This is a genomic window from Rhizobium sp. CB2179, from assembly GCF_057653455.1.
Genome location: NZ_CM172781.1, coordinates 1980119 through 1996462 on the forward strand (window position 1 = coordinate 1980119; position 16344 = coordinate 1996462).

At 62.4% G+C, this 16344-nt stretch carries 13 protein-coding genes and 1 pseudogene; 5 read left to right on the forward strand and 9 right to left on the reverse strand.

Going from position 1 to position 16344, the window contains the following annotated elements:
- Positions 1-94: 94 nt before the first annotated feature.
- The 3 genes from AC244Q_RS09935 to AC244Q_RS09945 form a co-directional block, all read right to left on the reverse strand.
- Positions 95-1951 carry a CHASE2 domain-containing protein gene (locus tag AC244Q_RS09935; protein WP_128408172.1) on the reverse strand — a complete coding sequence of 619 codons (1857 nt, stop codon included), beginning with the start codon at positions 1949-1951 and terminating at the stop codon, positions 95-97.
- A gap of 5 nt (positions 1952-1956) precedes the next feature.
- The gene (locus tag AC244Q_RS09940) at positions 1957-2475 is read right to left on the reverse strand and encodes a FecR domain-containing protein (protein WP_012757528.1); all 519 of its coding nucleotides are present in this window, start codon (positions 2473-2475) and stop codon (positions 1957-1959) included.
- Between the two features lie 138 nt (positions 2476-2613).
- Positions 2614-3759, reverse strand: a complete 1146-nt coding sequence (locus AC244Q_RS09945; protein WP_012757529.1) for a citrate synthase — start codon at positions 3757-3759, stop codon at positions 2614-2616.
- Positions 3760-3842: 83 nt separating this feature from the next.
- Between AC244Q_RS09945 and AC244Q_RS09950 the strand changes: the two genes are divergently transcribed.
- The gene (locus AC244Q_RS09950; RefSeq protein ID WP_128408173.1) at positions 3843-4931 is read left to right on the forward strand and encodes a citrate synthase/methylcitrate synthase; all 1089 of its coding nucleotides are present in this window, start codon (positions 3843-3845) and stop codon (positions 4929-4931) included.
- A 38-nt stretch (positions 4932-4969) separates the two neighbouring features.
- Here the strand turns inward: AC244Q_RS09950 and AC244Q_RS09955 are convergent, their stop codons facing one another.
- From AC244Q_RS09955 to tpiA, 4 genes are all read right to left on the reverse strand, one after another.
- Positions 4970-5440 (reverse strand): SRPBCC family protein, encoded by a 471-nt coding sequence (locus tag AC244Q_RS09955; protein WP_017994129.1) that lies wholly within the window; start codon positions 5438-5440, stop codon positions 4970-4972.
- A 71-nt stretch (positions 5441-5511) separates the two neighbouring features.
- Positions 5512-7140: a CTP synthase gene (pyrG, locus tag AC244Q_RS09960; protein ID WP_012757532.1), complete on the reverse strand. Its 1629-nt coding sequence runs from the start codon at positions 7138-7140 to the stop codon at positions 5512-5514.
- Positions 7141-7282: 142 nt separating this feature from the next.
- Positions 7283-7816, reverse strand: a complete 534-nt coding sequence (gene secG / locus AC244Q_RS09965) for a preprotein translocase subunit SecG (protein WP_012757533.1) — start codon at positions 7814-7816, stop codon at positions 7283-7285.
- 119 nt (positions 7817-7935) lie between these two features.
- Positions 7936-8706 (reverse strand): triose-phosphate isomerase, encoded by a 771-nt coding sequence (gene tpiA / locus AC244Q_RS09970; protein WP_012757534.1) that lies wholly within the window; start codon positions 8704-8706, stop codon positions 7936-7938.
- On the opposite strand from tpiA, the gene AC244Q_RS09975 reads away from it, so the two are divergent.
- On the forward strand, positions 8654-8857 hold the full coding sequence (locus AC244Q_RS09975) for a hypothetical protein (protein ID WP_162770397.1): 204 nt from the start codon (positions 8654-8656) through the stop codon (positions 8855-8857). The genes tpiA and AC244Q_RS09975 overlap by 53 nt on opposite strands.
- 36 nt (positions 8858-8893) lie before the next feature.
- On the opposite strand, the gene AC244Q_RS09980 is transcribed toward AC244Q_RS09975, so the two are convergent.
- Positions 8894-9793 carry a phospholipase gene (locus tag AC244Q_RS09980; RefSeq protein ID WP_012757535.1) on the reverse strand — a complete coding sequence of 300 codons (900 nt, stop codon included), beginning with the start codon at positions 9791-9793 and terminating at the stop codon, positions 8894-8896.
- A gap of 219 nt (positions 9794-10012) precedes the next feature.
- Between AC244Q_RS09980 and parE the strand changes: the two genes are divergently transcribed.
- On the forward strand, positions 10013-12112 hold the full coding sequence (gene parE / locus AC244Q_RS09985) for a DNA topoisomerase IV subunit B (protein WP_012757536.1): 2100 nt from the start codon (positions 10013-10015) through the stop codon (positions 12110-12112).
- Between the two features lie 112 nt (positions 12113-12224).
- Here parE and AC244Q_RS09990 read toward each other — a convergent pair.
- A pseudogene (locus AC244Q_RS09990) lies at positions 12225-13264 on the reverse strand (acyltransferase family protein).
- Positions 13265-13857: 593 nt separating this feature from the next.
- Between AC244Q_RS09990 and AC244Q_RS09995 the strand changes: the two are divergent.
- Complete coding sequence (locus tag AC244Q_RS09995; protein WP_128408176.1) at positions 13858-14997, forward strand: esterase-like activity of phytase family protein; 1140 nt, start codon at positions 13858-13860, stop codon at positions 14995-14997.
- A gap of 116 nt (positions 14998-15113) precedes the next feature.
- The gene (locus tag AC244Q_RS10000; RefSeq protein ID WP_012757539.1) at positions 15114-16331 is read left to right on the forward strand and encodes an AI-2E family transporter; all 1218 of its coding nucleotides are present in this window, start codon (positions 15114-15116) and stop codon (positions 16329-16331) included.
- Positions 16332-16344: the final 13 nt, after the last annotated feature.

A 16344-nucleotide genomic window follows, 5' to 3' on the forward strand; every position in this document is an offset into this window, starting at 1 on the left:
CGATCTTTCGGAGCTGTCAGGCGCGTTGCTGCGCCATGGCCGGAGCCAGCCGGCTGGGTATTTGCGCCGTTCCTAGCCGCTCCCGCGGCGATTGTCAAAGCGTGCGGCTGCGCCACAGCCAGGCGTCGATGCGGCTTGCCCGGCCGCGCAGCGCTGTTTCCAACGGTCCCTCCATCCGGCCGGACTGCGTGAGCACGCTATTAGGGCCGGCGGCGCGGACGATTTCGGCGCTCAAGGCAAGTTCGACGCCATGGCGGGCGGCGACCTCCATCAGCCGGCTGCCTACATTGATGGTGTCGCCTGCCGCCGTGATCTGCTGCCGGTCGCCGGTACCGAGACGCGAGGCGACGATCGGGCCGCAATGGGCGCCGACCTTGAAGCCGATCTTCTTCGGGGCAAAGCCCGCATGCGCTTGAAGCCAGGCCCGTGTGCGCTGGCACAGGCTGACCGCGCAGGCAGCGGCGCGGGCGGCATCGTCATCGGCGGGCTCCGGCAGGCCGAACAGGATCATCGCCCCGTCGCCCATGAAGCTGGTGATGGCGCCGCCATGGGCGCGCGCCTCCTCGTCGACCAATTCGAAGAAGCCGCTCAGCATCTCGCTCACCGCCACCGGCCCGACATTTTCGCTGAGGCCGGTGAAGCCCGAGAGATCGATGAAGATGACGGCGGCGTTCTGGCGTACTGGCGCGGCGAGAAAATTCGGATCTCGCGCCAGCCACTCGCCAAGGCCAGGCGCCTCGATGCGCTGCAGGAGCGCGCTCTGCTCGGCGAAATGACGGGCGCGGCCACGGTCGAGCCAGAGTTCGGCCGCGCCATAAGCCAGCGCCGGCGGCAGTGCTGCGGCGATCGGCAGCGCCGCACTCAGCCAGTAGCCATGCGCGAAGGCCGACAAATTGAGCATCGCCCAGACGATCAGCGTCAGCACGATGATGATGTAGCCTGCCGCACTCCGGCGCCAGGCGACCAGCGACACGAGCACGATCGCCAGTCCGACGGCGGTGGCGGCATCGATCAGCCGCATCCGGTGGTCGCGCACCATGCCGTCGCCAGTGACGAGATGGGTGATCGCCGTCGACATTACCTCGACGCCCGGCATGACGGGATCGAACGGCGTCGGGAAGACGTCGCCGCCGCCAGTCACCGTCGAACCGATGACGACGATACGACCAGTGACCGCATCCGCCGAAAGCTTGCCATCAAGCGCATCGGCGGCGCTGAAGGTGGCGATGCTGCCATGCCCGCCATAAAAGGTCACCGGCAGGCGCTGGCCGACATCGGTGGGAATTCGCAGCTTTCCGAGCATGATGGCATCGGGTTCGATCGTGGGATCGACGCCGAGCGCCACCGACGCGACACGTAGCGGAAAAGCTGGATCCAGCCGGTCTGCGGCACGCGAGATCAGCGGAATGAAGCGCGGCGTGCCAGTCTGATCGGTTGCGACATTGACGATGCCGACCGCGGCGGCCTCGGCAAAGCGCGGAAGCGGCAACAGCAGCTGGTTTGCCTCAGGGATGGCTGCAAGCGGATCGCCGGCTGTATCCGTGACCCGCTGGCGGCTTTGCGCGAAAGTGGCCGCAGCCGCAATCACGCTCGGCCCCTGGCGCAAGGCAGCAGTCAGCGCCGCATCACCCGCCTCCGGCCCCGGATCGACCAGCAGAATATCGATCGCCAGGGCCTTCGGCTTCAACGCGGTGATCGCGCCGGCGAGGCGCGCAAGTGTCGCCCGATCGAGCGGATAGCCGTGCGCCCTAGCGGTGCGGTCGTCGATCGCAACGATCGAGACGACGGGAGGCGGTGTTTTCGCCCCGACGATGGCGCTGCGGATATCGACAAGCGAGGCTTCCATCCGATCGAGAAGGCCGCTTTCGGCATTGAGATTGACATAGCCGAGCGCACCTCCCCAAAGACCGGCGAGCAGCAGCGCGATCACTGTCAGCAAGCGATGGTTCATGGGACTTATTGGCCGAGGCGGGCAAGAAGGGCAGCGGCGCGCGGCGCCGGCCAGCGACGCACGACGAGGGGTTCCGTTCCGCCGGTAACATCGACGCCCTCGCCCGGCGACAGCACCACCGCCTCGCCGGCCGGCCGGCGGACTGCGACGCTGCCTCTGACGACCAGCACCGAGGTCTTGCCGCCTGCGACATCGACAGCCCATTGGGTGCCGCGCACGGCAGCGATCGCCTGCGGCGTCACGACCTGGAAACCACCCGCGTGCTGACTGCTGTCGACATCGACGAGGATGGCCTTGCGCCGCAGCGACGCCGAATCAGGGCTGCCGTCGCGGTTGCGGTCGACGAGGCTGTAGGCGGCTCCGGCCTCTGCCGTCACCGTGACGCCGCCGGGACAACTGAGCACCTGGCGGGCGCCGGCATCACGCGATACGGTGCAGCCGGCAGACTGCGCAAAGGCCGCCGCATGCGGAATGAGGCCGATAGCGAGCGCTGCGGCAAGCAGGCTGCGAAGCGTCGTATTCATGGAAAGTCCCCTTGACCGTGCGGAACAGCTCTTTTGGAAAGCGCCCGCCAACCGTCTTCTTCCATATGAGGCATGATAGCCGAATTCAAATATTTCCCTAGGCAAAAAAGCAAACCGGCGCAATCGCCGGCGGAATTCTTACGTTCTACTATCCGTTTCAAGCACCGGTCCGGCATAACGCGCCCGCGGCCTAATCAATTCGCCGCTGTCGATCTGCTCCATCGCATGTGCAAGCCAACCGGCGGAACGGGCAAGCGAGAAAATGATGATCGGCGCCTCCCTTGGGAGATCGAAGGCGGCGGCCATTGCGGCAAGCGCGAAATCGACGTTGACCTTCTCGCCGACCATCTCCTCGCCCACTTCCCGGACCTCGGCAAACTGCGGCGGCAGCGGGAAGTGCGACAGCAGCGCCAAGGCTCTGACATCGCCATCGGGATAGAGCGGATGGCCGAAGGCCGACAGGCGATTGCCCTGGGCAAGCGTACGGCGAATCGCCTGCTCCGCCCCGAGCGTGGAAGCGGTCTCGATCAAGGCGTCGACGCCTTGCCAGGCGGCGCCGTGCAGCGGCCCTGTCAACGTCGCCAGACCGGACAGCACGGCGGCTGAAAGGGCAGCACCTGCCGATGCCGTGACCCGCGCCGCAAAGGTCGAGGCGTTGAGTTCGTGATCGGCAAGCAGCACCAGCGCGCGACGCAGGCAATCGGCAGCATCCGGCCGCTGCCAGCTTGCCGCAAGCCGCAAATGCAGCGGCTGGTCGAAAGGTCCCGGCGCGAGCGCATCGGCGACGGTACGGAGAACGCCACTTGCTTCACGGCGAAGTGCTGCCTGCGAGCGACCGAGCGATGGCAGATCCGATGTCACCCGCCCTGCCAGCGCCAGGAACGCCGCCTGAAGCGACGGAGCGGCATGCCCGGTTCCGCTGCCGGAGGAGAGTATTTCCGCGCCGTTCCAGAGCAGCGCCGCCGTCTGCTCCAGCGTCGCGACTTCAGCGAAACCGGCCGCATCCTTTCCGCGATAGAAAAGCCGTCCGCCGATGATGGTGGAAATTGCCGACGACAAAACCGGATCGCCCCAGCGGATCGCCTCGGCGGCCACCGTTTCAGTCTTGCGGCGGCCGGCATGGCGTTCGGCAAGCCGCGTCACGTCGGAAGCCTGGTAGAGGCTGCGGCGCGGGTCGGCGGGATCGGGCTTGGCGCGGATGCGCCCACGGCTGACATTGGCATAGAGCGTCTGCGGCTTGGTCTTCAGCGCCTGCAGCGCCTCCTCGGCGGTCAGCCACGACATCGGAGCCTCACATTGATCAATTGCGTCAAGATTGACGTCAATGAAACTAGGTCGGATCATCCGGACCGTAAAGGAGAAACAACATGAAAAACGGCTTGGAAGATGTCATTGCTGCCGAAACGCAGCTTTCGGATGTCGATGGCGAAGCGGGACGACTGATCATCCGCGGTGTATCGCTGGATCACCTAGTTGCAGACGGCACCTATGAAGGCGTCGCCGCCCTGTTGCTCGATGGGCTGATGGAAAAAAGCTTCGACGAAGCGGAATTGCGCGACTGGTTGGCGCAGGCGCGAACGAGGATTTTCGGCCATATCAAGGCCGCCGATGCCGCCCTGCTCGCTTTGCCTCCTGTTGATGCGAAGCGGGCGCTGATCGCCCGCCTGCCCGACGGCGAGGATTTCGATACTGCGCTCAGCCTTCTGGCTGCGCCCGCAGTTTTCCTGCCGGCGATCCTTCGCATGCAAAGCGGCAAAAGACCGATCGCGCCCGACGCCTCGTTGCCGCAGGCGGCCGATATCCTGCGTATGCTGACCGGAAAATTGCCGACCAGGGAGCAGACGGCGGCACTCGACACCTATCTCGTGACGATATCAGACCATGGCCTCAATGCCTCGACCTTCGCATCACGCGTCATTGCCTCGACGCAGGCCGGCCTCACTTCTTCCGTGCTCGCCGCACTGAGCGCGCTGAAAGGGCCGCTGCACGGCGGCGCGCCCGGTCCTGTGCTCGACATGCTGGATGCGATCGGAACGGCGGAGAATGCTTACTCGTGGCTCGGCGAAGCGCTCGACCGCGGCGAAAGGCTGATGGGCTTCGGCCACCGCATCTATCGCGTCCGCGATCCGCGCGCCGATGCACTGAAGGGAGCGCTGAAGCCGCTGATATCAACCGGACAGGTGAACAGCGCCCGCGGCGCTCTGGCGGAAGCCGTGGAGGTCGCTGCATTGGCGATCCTGAAGGCACGCAAACCGAACCGGCCGCTCGACGTCAATGTCGAGTTTTATACCGCGCTGCTGCTCGAAGCGCTCGGCTTTCCCCGCGAGGCCTTCACCGGCGTCTTCGCGATCGGCCGCACCGTCGGATGGCTGGCCCATGCCCGCGAACAGGCGCTCGACGGCCGGCTGATCCGGCCGCGCTCGGTCTATATCGGGCCGCTACCGGCGGCTGCCTGAAGATTGAATTCGGCGGCAGCATGTCCTGCCGCCGATCCCTAACCGCCGACGAAAGCGGCCAGATTGCCGAGCGTCGAGCGGCACCCTTCCTCATTGTCTTCGAGGCGGATCCCGGACGGAATATTGTCACAGAACATCGTCACATCGGTGCCTCCATCCGCAGGCGACAACATCGTGCTGACGGTCATCTCGCCGGAAAAGCCCTCGTCCTCGGAATCGAAGACCGTTGCCCAGACGATCCGTTCATCCGGCACGAGCTTGGCAAAGCGGCCTTCGAACCTGTCTGTCTTGTCGGAGGTCTTGCCCGGTTGCGATGTCTCGTCGTCGGGATAGACGAGCGACATGCAGAAGGCGCCGCCTTCCCTGCCCTCGAAGGCATGGACAATGCCCTTCATCGTATCGGGCGGAAGCCAGGTGGCGACCGCGTCTGCATCGAGGAAGGCGCGGTAGATGCGCTCGCGCGGCGCTGCGATGAAGCGTGAGACGGTCGTGCTGCGTGAAGGGGTCATGGCGGCAAGTTAGCGCAGGCACGGATGTTATCCAGATCGCGCCTGAAACAACGCGATCTGGTTTGCATGCATCAGACGAGGCGGCTCTGTTCCGTCGCCGCTTCTATGAAGCTGGCAAACAGCGGATGCGGGTCGAGCGGCCGGCTCTTCAGTTCCGGGTGGTACTGCACGCCGATGAACCAGGGATGATCCGGATATTCGATCGTCTCCGGCAGCACGCCGTCCGGCGACATGCCGGAGAAGACCAAGCCGCAGTTTTCGAGCCGATCCTTGTAATCGATATTGACCTCGTAGCGGTGGCGGTGACGCTCGGAAATATCGGTGGAACCGTAGATATCCGAGATCTTCGTGCCCTTCTTCAGCGCCGCCTTGTAGGCGCCGAGGCGCATCGTGCCGCCGAGATCCCCGGCTGCCGTGCGCTTCTGCAACTCGTTGCCCTTGACCCATTCGGTCATTAGGCCCACCACCGGCTCTTTCGTCGGGCCGAATTCGGTCGAGGAGGCACCGGAAACGTCGGCGAGATTGCGCGCCGCCTCGATGACCGCCATCTGCATGCCGAAGCAGATGCCGAAATACGGCACCTTGCGTTCGCGGGCAAAGCGGGCAGCATGGATCTTGCCCTCCGAACCGCGTTCACCGAAGCCGCCGGGCACCAGGATGCCGTGCACCTTTTCGAGATAGGGCGCCGGATCTTCCTTTTCGAAGACCTCGGACTCGATCCATTCAAGATTGACTTTGACGCGATTGGCGATGCCGCCGTGATGCAGCGCCTCGATCAGCGATTTATAGGCATCCTTGAGGCCGGTATATTTGCCGACGATCGCGATCGTCACCTCGCCCTCCGGCGTGCGGATACGATTGCAGACCTCTTCCCACGGGTCGAGCCGCGGCTTCGGCGCCGGCTCGATACCGAAGGCCGCGAGCACTTCGTCGTCGAGGCCTTCCTTGTGGTAGGCTATCGGTACATCGTAGATGTTGGCGACGTCGAGAGCCTGGATGACGGCAGACGGGCGAACGTTGCAGAACAACGAGAGCTTGCGGCGCTCGGCTTCCGGAATTTCGCGGTCGGCCCGCACCAGCAGGATATCGGGATGAATGCCGAGCGCCTGCAGTTCCTTCACCGAATGCTGCGTCGGCTTGGTCTTGAGCTCGCCGGCGGCCGGAATATAGGGCATCAGCGTCAGGTGAACGTAGACGGCGGTACCGCGCGGCAGGTCGTTGCCGAGCTGGCGGATCGCTTCCATGAACGGCATCGCTTCGATGTCGCCGACCGTGCCGCCGATCTCGCAGATGACGAAATCGTAGTCGTCATTGCCCTCGATGACGAAATCCTTGATCTCGTTGGTGACGTGGGGGATGACCTGCACGGTCGCACCGAGATAGTCGCCGCGCCGTTCCTTGTCGATGATGTTCTTGTAGATGCGGCCGGTGGTGATGTTGTCGGTCTTGGTCGCCGAACGCCCCGTAAAGCGTTCGTAGTGACCGAGATCGAGATCGGTTTCCGCGCCGTCGTCGGTGACGAAGACCTCGCCGTGCTGGGTCGGGCTCATCGTGCCCGGGTCCACGTTCAGATAGGGGTCGAGCTTGCGAAGCCGAACCCGATATCCACGGGCCTGCAGCAACGCTCCGAGAGCCGCGGCCGCAATTCCTTTTCCGAGAGAGGAAACCACGCCGCCAGTGATGAATACGTATCGCGCCATGGGATTCACCGGATACCTTTTCAAAAACGATTCCACCAGCCCAAAAATTCTTTTCCAGAACTTTCGATGCGTGGCGCAGGAATCTGAACAAAAGAAAACCGGCAGACCCGAGGGCCTGCCGGCGTTTATGTCGAAGACCGGCTTACTGTCCCGTCGGGACGCCGGAGGGCTGAGCCGGTGCCGGCGCGGCCGGAGCTGCGGGCGTTGCCGGAGCAGTCGTTGCCGGAGCAGTCGTTGAAGGTGCGGTGGCTGCCGGGGCCTGAGTTGCCGGAGCCCCAGTTGCCGGCGTCTGAGCGGCGGGAGCCTGCGGTGCGGGCGTCGCCGCCCCGCTGCTCGGAACGCCGTTGCCGGCCGGCTGGGTTGCTGGAGCCTGTGCGCCACCGCCGAGCGAATCGAGAATGCCGTTGCCCTGGCCGCCTGTAGCCGGAATGCGATCGAGAATGTCGCTCGGACGGCCCTCGTAACGCGTCAGGATGCCGAGGCCGAGCGAGGTCAGGAAAAACAGGGTCGCAAGGATCGCGGTGGTGCGCGTCAGCGCATTGGCCGTGCCGCGGGCCGACATGAAGCCGGAACCGCCGCCGATGCCGAGGCCGCCGCCTTCCGAGCGCTGAATGAGCACGACGCCGACAAGGGCGAGCACGATCATGAGATGGATGACAATCAATACGGTCTGCATGGGTCCAGTCCTGCCCGCCTGGAGACGGACATAAGTAAGAATTCTGGCGGCTCTTTACATGAGGCTTTCATCTATTCCAAGCCCTTCGGCCCGGAATAAAACTAGGAATAAGCAATGCCTCAGGCGAGCAGCGCCTCATAGGCCCGGTAGATGGCGAGGAAGTCGGCCGCTTTCAAGCTCGCTCCGCCGATCAGCGCGCCGTCGACATTGGCGATGCCCATCAGCTCATGGGCATTGGCCGGCTTGACCGATCCGCCATAGAGAAGACGCATCTTGCGGCCTTCGTCGCCGAAGCGGGCCGCGAGCTCTGCCCGCATGAAGGCATGCGCCTTCTCGACATCACCTGATGTCGGCGTCACACCGGTACCGATCGCCCAGATCGGCTCGTAGGCGATAACTGTGGTCTCGGCGGTGGCGCCGTCCGGAACGGAGGCGGAAAGCTGGCGCTTGATGACGTCGAGCGCCTGGCCTGTCCGGCGTTCATCCGCCGTCTCACCGATGCAGATGATCGCCGTCAGCCCTGCGGCAAAGGCGGCCTCCGCCTTGGCGCGGACCAGATGGTCGGTTTCGGCATGGTCGGTGCGCCGCTCGGAATGGCCGACGATGACATAGGTGCCGAAACAATCGGCAATCATCTCGGCCGAGATGTCGCCGGTATGCGCACCGGATGGGTTCTGATGGCAGTCCTGAGCGCCGATCGCCAGCGGGCTGTCGGTGCACAGTGCCGTCGCCACATAGAGCAGCGTCGCCGGAGGGCAAATCAGCGCTTCGACCTTGTCGGCCAGCGGCGGATGAACACCCTCGGCGATCGCCTTGATCTGATCCAGGGAGGCACGCATGCCATTCATTTTCCAGTTTCCCGCCACAAGCGGGCGCACGTCAGGGGTCATGCTGGCCTTCCACAATCTGCATATGCCTTGGGCAATATCAAAAGCTTGTGGCAAAGAAAAGCATCATGCCCCTGACGTAAGGGGAATCTCGTCGATCCCGCGCATATTTCTGCCGAAAACCGCCCTTTCGGCATTTTTACGCATGGCGTGATCGCAAAAACCGCCGCACATTTTTGCGCGACATGCTTTAGCCAGCCAGAATCCAGTTCAAAACCCGACGCCAGTCGATCATCCGGATCGGCGTCCCGTGATTGCCGGTCTGAAAAAGCGTGAAACGCGCCGGATATTTTGCCTTGTGCAGGCTTTCGAACAGCGCCTGCTGGTCTGTGGCTGCATAGACCGGATCGCGGCTGCCATGGGCGAACCAGAGCGGCAGCTTCGCCTTGTAGAAGGCGCTCCTGGTGAAATCGGGATCAGTGACCCCGCTCATGATCAGCATGCCCTTAAGCCGCTTGACGCTGTCACCATCGCGCGCAATGCCCCAGCAGACCTGGCTGCCCATCGAGGCGCAGGAAAGGATGATGGGCCGGCCGGGCGATTGCGCGCCGGCATGGCGGATGAGGCCGGCAATCGCCGCAACGCCGCTGCTGTCGAAGCTTTTGACCGTCGGCGAATAATAAACGCCGCCATTGCCGGCGACGAGGTTCTTCAGCCGGTTGAAATTGCCGCCGAAGCTATAGTCGTTGGCGCCGAGCCGGCGGTCGCCGTCGCGCCCATGGATGAAAATCACCGTGAAAGCGGCACTCTGAGCAGGTCCCACCCTGGTGACATCAAGCTTGATGCCATCGAGGGACAGCGTCTCGTCCGCTTGCGCCTTGCGGATGCCGAGCGCCACATATTTCTGCTGCACCCGCTTTTGCGGGATCTGGTCGCGGCCGTTGATATCGCGCATCTCGTCATAGTCGATGAGCTCGAAGGCGCCGTTATCGCCGGTCTGCAACACGGTCTGCTTCGAAAACAGATCGTCCTTGAACGGCGTCAGCACATCGGCTGCCTGCGCTGGTCCACTGGCGGACAGCACGGCTGCGGATAGGAAAAACGCCGCAATTGCGGTGATGATCGTGCAATGACTTGTGGACATTCGCATTCGGATGGTTCCTGAAGCCGGCCGCCGCTTGCCATTCTGCGCCCGGCAACGCAAATCATTGAGGAAAAGGCCGCCAAGTCCGGCGGTGTCGCGTATAGGTGTGCTTTCTGGCAAAATCTGCCTGATTCGCAAACGTGGCATGAAATGCGGTGATTTTGGGTCGGCGGCGGATGCCCGCCCAAGCCAGACCTAAGACAGGATGAAGATCTGAACGGCTCCATGGACGATAGCAACGACCTTTTTTCCGGAATGCCCCTCTCTGAAAAACGCGAGGAGGCGCAGAAGCCCGCCGCTCCGGTCGAACGGCCGCCGGCTCCGGCTGCGCCGGTCGCCGCAGCGCCCCCTGCTGCCGGAGCCTCAGCGCGCCCGGCACCCGCCGCCTCGAACTCGGATGATTACGGCGCCTCGTCGATCCGCGTCCTCGAAGGCCTCGAACCGGTGCGCATGCGCCCGGGCATGTATATCGGCGGTACCGATGAAAAGGCGCTGCACCACCTCTTTGCCGAAGTCATCGACAATGCGATGGACGAGGCGGTCGCCGGTCACGCCAATTTCATCGAAGTCTATCTCGACCTAGAGGGTTATCTGACGGTCTCCGACAACGGCCGCGGCATCCCGGTCGAGAACCATCCGCAGGTGCCGGGCAAGTCGACGCTCGAAGTCATCATGACCAAGCTGCATGCCGGAGGTAAATTCGACGGCAAGGCCTATGAGACCTCGGGCGGCCTTCATGGCGTCGGCGTTTCGGTCGTCAACGCGCTTTCCGACGACCTCGAAGTCGAGGTGGCGCGAAACCGCAAGCTCTACCGCCAGCGCTTCTCCCGCGGACTGCCGCAGGGCGGTCTCGAAGAGCTGGGTGACGTCCACAATCGCCGCGGCACCCGCGTGCGCTTCCATCCCGACCCCCAGATCTTTGGGGATCACATGAAGTTCGATGCCGCCCGCGTCTTCCGCATGGCGCGCTCGAAAGCCTATCTGTTTGGCGGCGTCGAAATCCGCTGGAGCTGTGAGTCGGGCGTGCTGCCCGAAGGCTCCGAGGTCCCTGACAAGGCCGTCTTCCACTTTCCCGGCGGCCTGAAGGACTATCTCCAGGCGACGATGGGCAAGGAGTTCACCGTCACCCGCGAGATTTTCGCTGGCAAGACGGAGAAGGTAAGCGGCCACGGCTCGATGGAATGGGCGATCACCTGGTATGGCGGCGATCCGCAGGTGCATTCCTATTGCAACACCATCCCGACGACCGAAGGCGGCACACATGAAGCGGGGCTGCGCATTGCGCTGACCAAGGGCCTGAAGGCCTATGCCGAGCTGACGCAGAACAAGCGCGCCGCGCAGATCACCACCGACGACGTGATGATCTCGGCCGTCGGCATGCTGTCGGTCTTCATTCGCGAGCCGGAATTCGTCGGCCAGACCAAGGACAGGCTTGCGACCGTCGAGGCGCAGCGCATCGTCGAGAACGCGTTGCGCGATCCCTTCGACCATTACCTTGCCGACAATCCGAACGAGTCGGCCAAGCTGCTCGACTGGGTGATCGAGCGCGCCGAGGAGCGCCTGCGCCGCCGCAAGGAAAAGGAAGTCAACCGCAAGACGGCAGTGCGCAAGCTGCGCCTGCCGGGCAAGCTCGCCGACTGCTCGCAGAACACCGCCGTGGGTGCCGAACTCTTCATCGTCGAGGGCGATTCGGCAGGCGGTTCGGCCAAGCAGGCGCGCAACCGCGCCAACCAGGCAATTCTGCCGCTGCGCGGCAAGATCCTCAACGTTGCCAGCGCCGGCCGCGAAAAACTCGGCGCCAACCAGCAGCTCGCCGATCTCGTCCAGGCTCTCGGCTGCGGCACGCGTTCGAAATACCGCGACGAAGACCTGCGTTACGAGCGCATCATCGTCATGACCGATGCCGACGTCGACGGCGCCCATATCGCATCGCTGCTCATCACCTTCTTCTATCAGGAGATGCCGGAGCTGGTGCGCGGCGGCCATCTCTTCCTCGCCGTGCCGCCGCTCTACAAAATCACCCAAGGGGCGAAATCCGCCTATGCCCGCGACGACAATCATCGCGCCGAGCTGATGCAGACGGAGTTCAAGGGCAAGGCCAAGGTCGAGATCAGCCGCTTCAAAGGTCTCGGCGAAATGATGCCCGCCCAGCTCAAGGAAACCACCATGGATCCGTCCAAGCGCACCCTGCTCAAGGTGCTGATCGACGAGGTGGATTTCGAAGGCACCCGCGCCGCCGTAGACGATCTGATGGGCACCAAGCCGGAAGCCCGCTTCCGCTTCATCCAGGATCGCGCGGCTTTCGCTGAAAACCTCGATATTTAGGGCATGATGCTACCTAGTAGTACCTTCAGCTTGTTCCAAAAAATGGGCTCATCGCGCCGAGCCGTTTTGCGATAGATTTTCTACATTGTCCAAAACGCCGTGCCCGATTTGACTAGTCCAGGGAGAACTTGCGGCCCAGGTAAGCGCGAATTGGCGCATCGAAACAAATGGATAAAACATGTGCCACTCCAACAGCGGCCAAGACGGTGACGCTCACGGTGATTAACCGTGGAATGAAGCCATCGGCAAAGTGTTCGAATTGAGCACCAAGTTGAAAAACAGGCTGATGGACCATGTAGAGGGGATAAGACAACTTTCCGAGATATCCAGCGAATGGCCGCTCCTCACTCAGTGGGACTGCAGCCGCTAGCGCCACCACGATCGGAATCACGATAGCGATGCAGATGAAATCGTAGATCTCTCTCGGGACCGTCACCGGAAAGAACAGAACACCGATCAGGACGAAAAGTGGGATTTGAGGCGGTATCGCTCCGACGCGACGATGGATCTGCCAGCGAAAGATGAGAACGCCGGCAAGGAACGAAAACCCAACTCTGACAAATCCTTCAGAGAACGCCCGCCAGCTGCCAAATCCAACTGGCCCGATAGTACCCTCGATCGCGACAATCTGGAAAAGCGCCGCCGCCAATAATACGAGAACTGCTATCTCATGCCACAAATCGCGAACGCCTCTTGCCCCACCAGAAGCCCCAGGGGCAATAGGAGCATTGCACCAACCGCAAGAATTGAAACGTCGGCGAAAGAAAGACTTGCCGTGGAAGCAAATAGCGACGCGAGTACGCCCAAGGCGACGCCAGCCGCGATCATGGGATAAAGCCGTACCACGCGCTTCAGGAAGAATGTACTGCTCGGCAAAACACCGGACTTCAATTTTTGGTCGTACCCATTTGCGATAACGAAGCCGCTAAGGCAAAAGAAGAAATCCACGCCCAGGTAGGCGTAGGAAAGACCGAAGTCAAAAATCTGGCTGGCGTGTAAGAGAGCCACCGATAACGCAGCTATTCCCCGAAGCTCGTCCAGAAAGATAAAGTGGTTCTTTGCTTGAACCGCTCGGCTAGCAAGATGGGAATCATCGGCCGAACCAGGATCCACTGCCCTACGGAATGCTGAAGCGGTCAACTCGTCGGCCACAATTGGGAGCCCTTCTTACCCATGTCTTTGATCAGCCGGAACGCCACGCATCTTGAACTCACCTGATCCATGATGGCTTCGTCAGATATGCGAGCGCTGGCCGCTCACCGGTCTGTATGAAGGCCTCCACCGGCACGCCCGGAACAGGCGCCGCCCGACCAAGCATCTGCCACTCGCCATCGGAAACCTCAGCCCGGACGACACAGCAAATGAGACGCGAACGTTGGTCCGCGGCCACGCTTAGCCCTCGCTTTAGATCACAAGCACCATCTTCCAAGTTGCAATTCAGCGCTGATGATCATCAAAAGATGACTATAAATTGAATTTATAAATGACAAGTGAAACTTACATTTTTACCCTCATCAGAAGAAATAATGTATTAAAAATGCACTCTAGGGTCGAAAGGCTGAATGCGCCTGTGGGGCGGATGGAAACAGTGTAGCGCGCCGCATTTTAGCATTCACGATTTCACGGAACTGATGAAGAACCGTAACAACTCCGTCAAACAACCGGCGCATGAAGCGGTCGGCGCGCCTTCCTCGGAGGGCATTTGCGCCGGTCGAACCGTTTTCAACCCTTGCCGGATATTTGTCATGACCAAGCGTTTTCTCGCGGCTGCCGCTCTCGCCCTTCTGTCAAGCACAGTCTCCGCCAGCGCCACAGATATCGGCGCCACCTTCGCGACCGCCTGCCCCTTCGGCGATTGCGCCGCTGGCATCTCGCTCTCCTATCTCGGTGAATTCGTCATCCCCACAGGCCATATCGAAAACGGCGTCGAATTCGGCGGCATTTCTGGCCTCGATTTCGATGTCGCCACCGGCCATTATATCGCCATCAGCGACGACCGCTCGGAAAGAGGCCCGGCCCGCTTCTATGAACTCAACGTCGATGTCGACGCGTCGGGCCTTAAGCGCGTTTCGGTCGTCAAGCAGGTGACGCTGAAAGACAAGAACGGCGAGCTCTTCGTTGCCCGGACCGTCGATCCAGAATCGATCCGCCTTGGCAAGGATGGCATCTATTGGGGCAGTGAGGGCGACGGCAAGGCGCTGCTGGCGCCCTTCATCCGCGTCGCATCGCCGGACGGTTCCTTCGTCCGCGAATTCAAGCTGCCGGAGGGCTTTGCACCGACCGCAGACAAGTCAACAGGCATCCGCGACAACCTCGCTTTCGAGGATCTCGCGGTCGCGCCCTCCGGCGATGTTTTCGTCGGTGTCGAAGCGGCCCTTTACCAGGACGGTCCGAACCCCTCGCTGACGTCGGGCAGCGTGTCGCGCATCGTCCGCTACGACGGCGCCACCGGCGCGCCGAAAGCCGAGTACGTCTATCCCGTCTCGCCGATCCCGCAGGCCGCCACCAAGGCCGACGGCGGTAATGACAACGGCATGTCTGAAATGCTTGCCCTCGACGATCACCGCCTGCTCGCCGTCGAGCGGAGTTATGCCCAGGGCTTCGGCAACAGCATCGAGATCATGATGATGGATCTGACTGATGCCACCGATGTATCCACCATCGCGTCCCTCGCCAAAAACGACCAGCGCGTCGTCCCTGTCCGCAAGAGCCAGGTCCTCGATTTGAGGGCGATCGGCCTCGTTCCCGACAATATCGAGGCCATGTCGCTCGGCAAGGCCAAGGACGGCACCGATCTTCTCATTCTCGGCTCCGACAATAATTTTTCGACCAGCCAGAAGACGCAATTCTATGCCTTCAAGGTTCTCAACCGCCCGCAGCAGTAAGACGCTCGGGTCTGCGGGTCGAATAGCGACGCTTTGTATACGCTTTCATGGTGCGGACCTTGAAACCGCCGGGTTGATGGCCCATAACCAGAGTACAAGAAAAAGAAGAGGCGCGCGTGGGTGTGTTCGACCGTCAGAAAAGCAATCATGAACCGCGATGGCTCGGATCGTCGGCGCAAACGCGCACGCCTCTGATTCCCTCCATTTCGGCGGCGCGCTGGTTGCTGGTCCTGGTCGTTGCTGCCGGCGTCTATTTCTTCTACGGCTTCCTCGTGCCGGTGCTCGCAGCCCTCGTCATCGGCTTTGCCAGCTGGCCGCTCTACCGCAAACTTCTTGCCCGCGTCGGCGGCAATACGACGATCGCCGCGACCATCGCGATCATCATGATCATCACCTTCCTGGTCATCCCGATCGGGCTTGCGGTCACCTATACGACGGGCGAAGTGCGCACCTGGGTCACCTGGGCGATCCATGCCAACCGCGTCGGCGCCCCGACGCCCGACTGGATCGTCGCACTGCCTTGGGCCGGTGCCTATCTCAATGAAGTCTGGACGAGATATATCGGCAGCCCCGGCGCCCTCGGCGAAGTCATCCAGGCGGTCAGCGGCGCCAATATCGGCAACATATACCGCGCCGTGCTCGCGGCCGGGGGCGGCGCCTTCCATCTGCTGCTGACCCTGCTCTTTATGCTGATCGCGCTGTTCTTCGTCTATCGCGACGGTTTTTCCTTTTCCAAGCAGATCGACATGCTGGGCGAGCGCATCCTGCCCAACCGCTGGGAGCGCATTTCCCGCGTCGTGCCGGCGACGATCAGCTCCACCGTCATGGGCATGACGCTGATCGCGATCGGAGAAGGCATCGTGCTCGGCCTTGCCTACTGGATTGCCGGCGTGCCCTCGCCGGTGACGCTCGGCGTTTTGACCGGTGTGATGGCGCTGATACCGGGCGGTGCGCCGCTCTCCTTCACGCTGGTCTCCATCTATCTGCTGGCGAGCGGCTCGCATGTCGCCGGCATCGGTCTCTTCGTCTGGGGGACGGTCGAGCTCTTCATCGTCGACAAGACCTTGCGGCCGAAACTCGTCGGCGGTCCGATCAAGCTGCCCTTCCTACCGACCTTCTTCGGCCTCGTCGGCGGCGTCAAGACGATGGGTTTCCTCGGCCTCTTCATCGGCCCGGTGCTGATGGCGCTGATCGTCGCCATCTGGCGCGAGTGGATCCACGAGGCCCGCAACGCCGATAAGAGCGAAACCGGGCCGCAGATCATCATCGACGAACAGGCCCCGCCGCCGGTCCCCGGTTCGCCGAAAACCATGCCGCGCGTCGCCGAAGGCTGAACATGGCTTCGCA

Bases quoted from the DNA above. Each gene is read 5' to 3' on its own strand.
- AC244Q_RS09935 (WP_128408172.1), bottom strand. From the start codon at position 1,951: ATGAACCATCGCTTGCTGACAGTGATCGCGCTGCTGCTCGCCGGTCTT.
- AC244Q_RS09940 (WP_012757528.1), bottom strand. From the start codon at position 2,475: ATGAATACGACGCTTCGCAGCCTGCTTGCCGCAGCGCTCGCTATCGGC.
- AC244Q_RS09945 (WP_012757529.1), bottom strand. From the start codon at position 3,759: ATGTCGTGGCTGACCGCCGAGGAGGCGCTGCAGGCGCTGAAGACCAAG.
- AC244Q_RS09950 (WP_128408173.1), top strand. From the start codon at position 3,843: ATGAAAAACGGCTTGGAAGATGTCATTGCTGCCGAAACGCAGCTTTCG.
- AC244Q_RS09955 (WP_017994129.1), bottom strand. From the start codon at position 5,440: ATGACCCCTTCACGCAGCACGACCGTCTCACGCTTCATCGCAGCGCCG.
- pyrG (WP_012757532.1), bottom strand. From the start codon at position 7,140: ATGGCGCGATACGTATTCATCACTGGCGGCGTGGTTTCCTCTCTCGGA.
- secG (WP_012757533.1), bottom strand. From the start codon at position 7,816: ATGCAGACCGTATTGATTGTCATCCATCTCATGATCGTGCTCGCCCTT.
- AC244Q_RS09975 (WP_162770397.1), top strand. From the start codon at position 8,654: ATGCCATTCATTTTCCAGTTTCCCGCCACAAGCGGGCGCACGTCAGGG.
- tpiA (WP_012757534.1), bottom strand. From the start codon at position 8,706: ATGACCCCTGACGTGCGCCCGCTTGTGGCGGGAAACTGGAAAATGAAT.
- AC244Q_RS09980 (WP_012757535.1), bottom strand. From the start codon at position 9,793: ATGCGAATGTCCACAAGTCATTGCACGATCATCACCGCAATTGCGGCG.
- parE (WP_012757536.1), top strand. From the start codon at position 10,013: ATGGACGATAGCAACGACCTTTTTTCCGGAATGCCCCTCTCTGAAAAA.
- AC244Q_RS09995 (WP_128408176.1), top strand. From the start codon at position 13,858: ATGACCAAGCGTTTTCTCGCGGCTGCCGCTCTCGCCCTTCTGTCAAGC.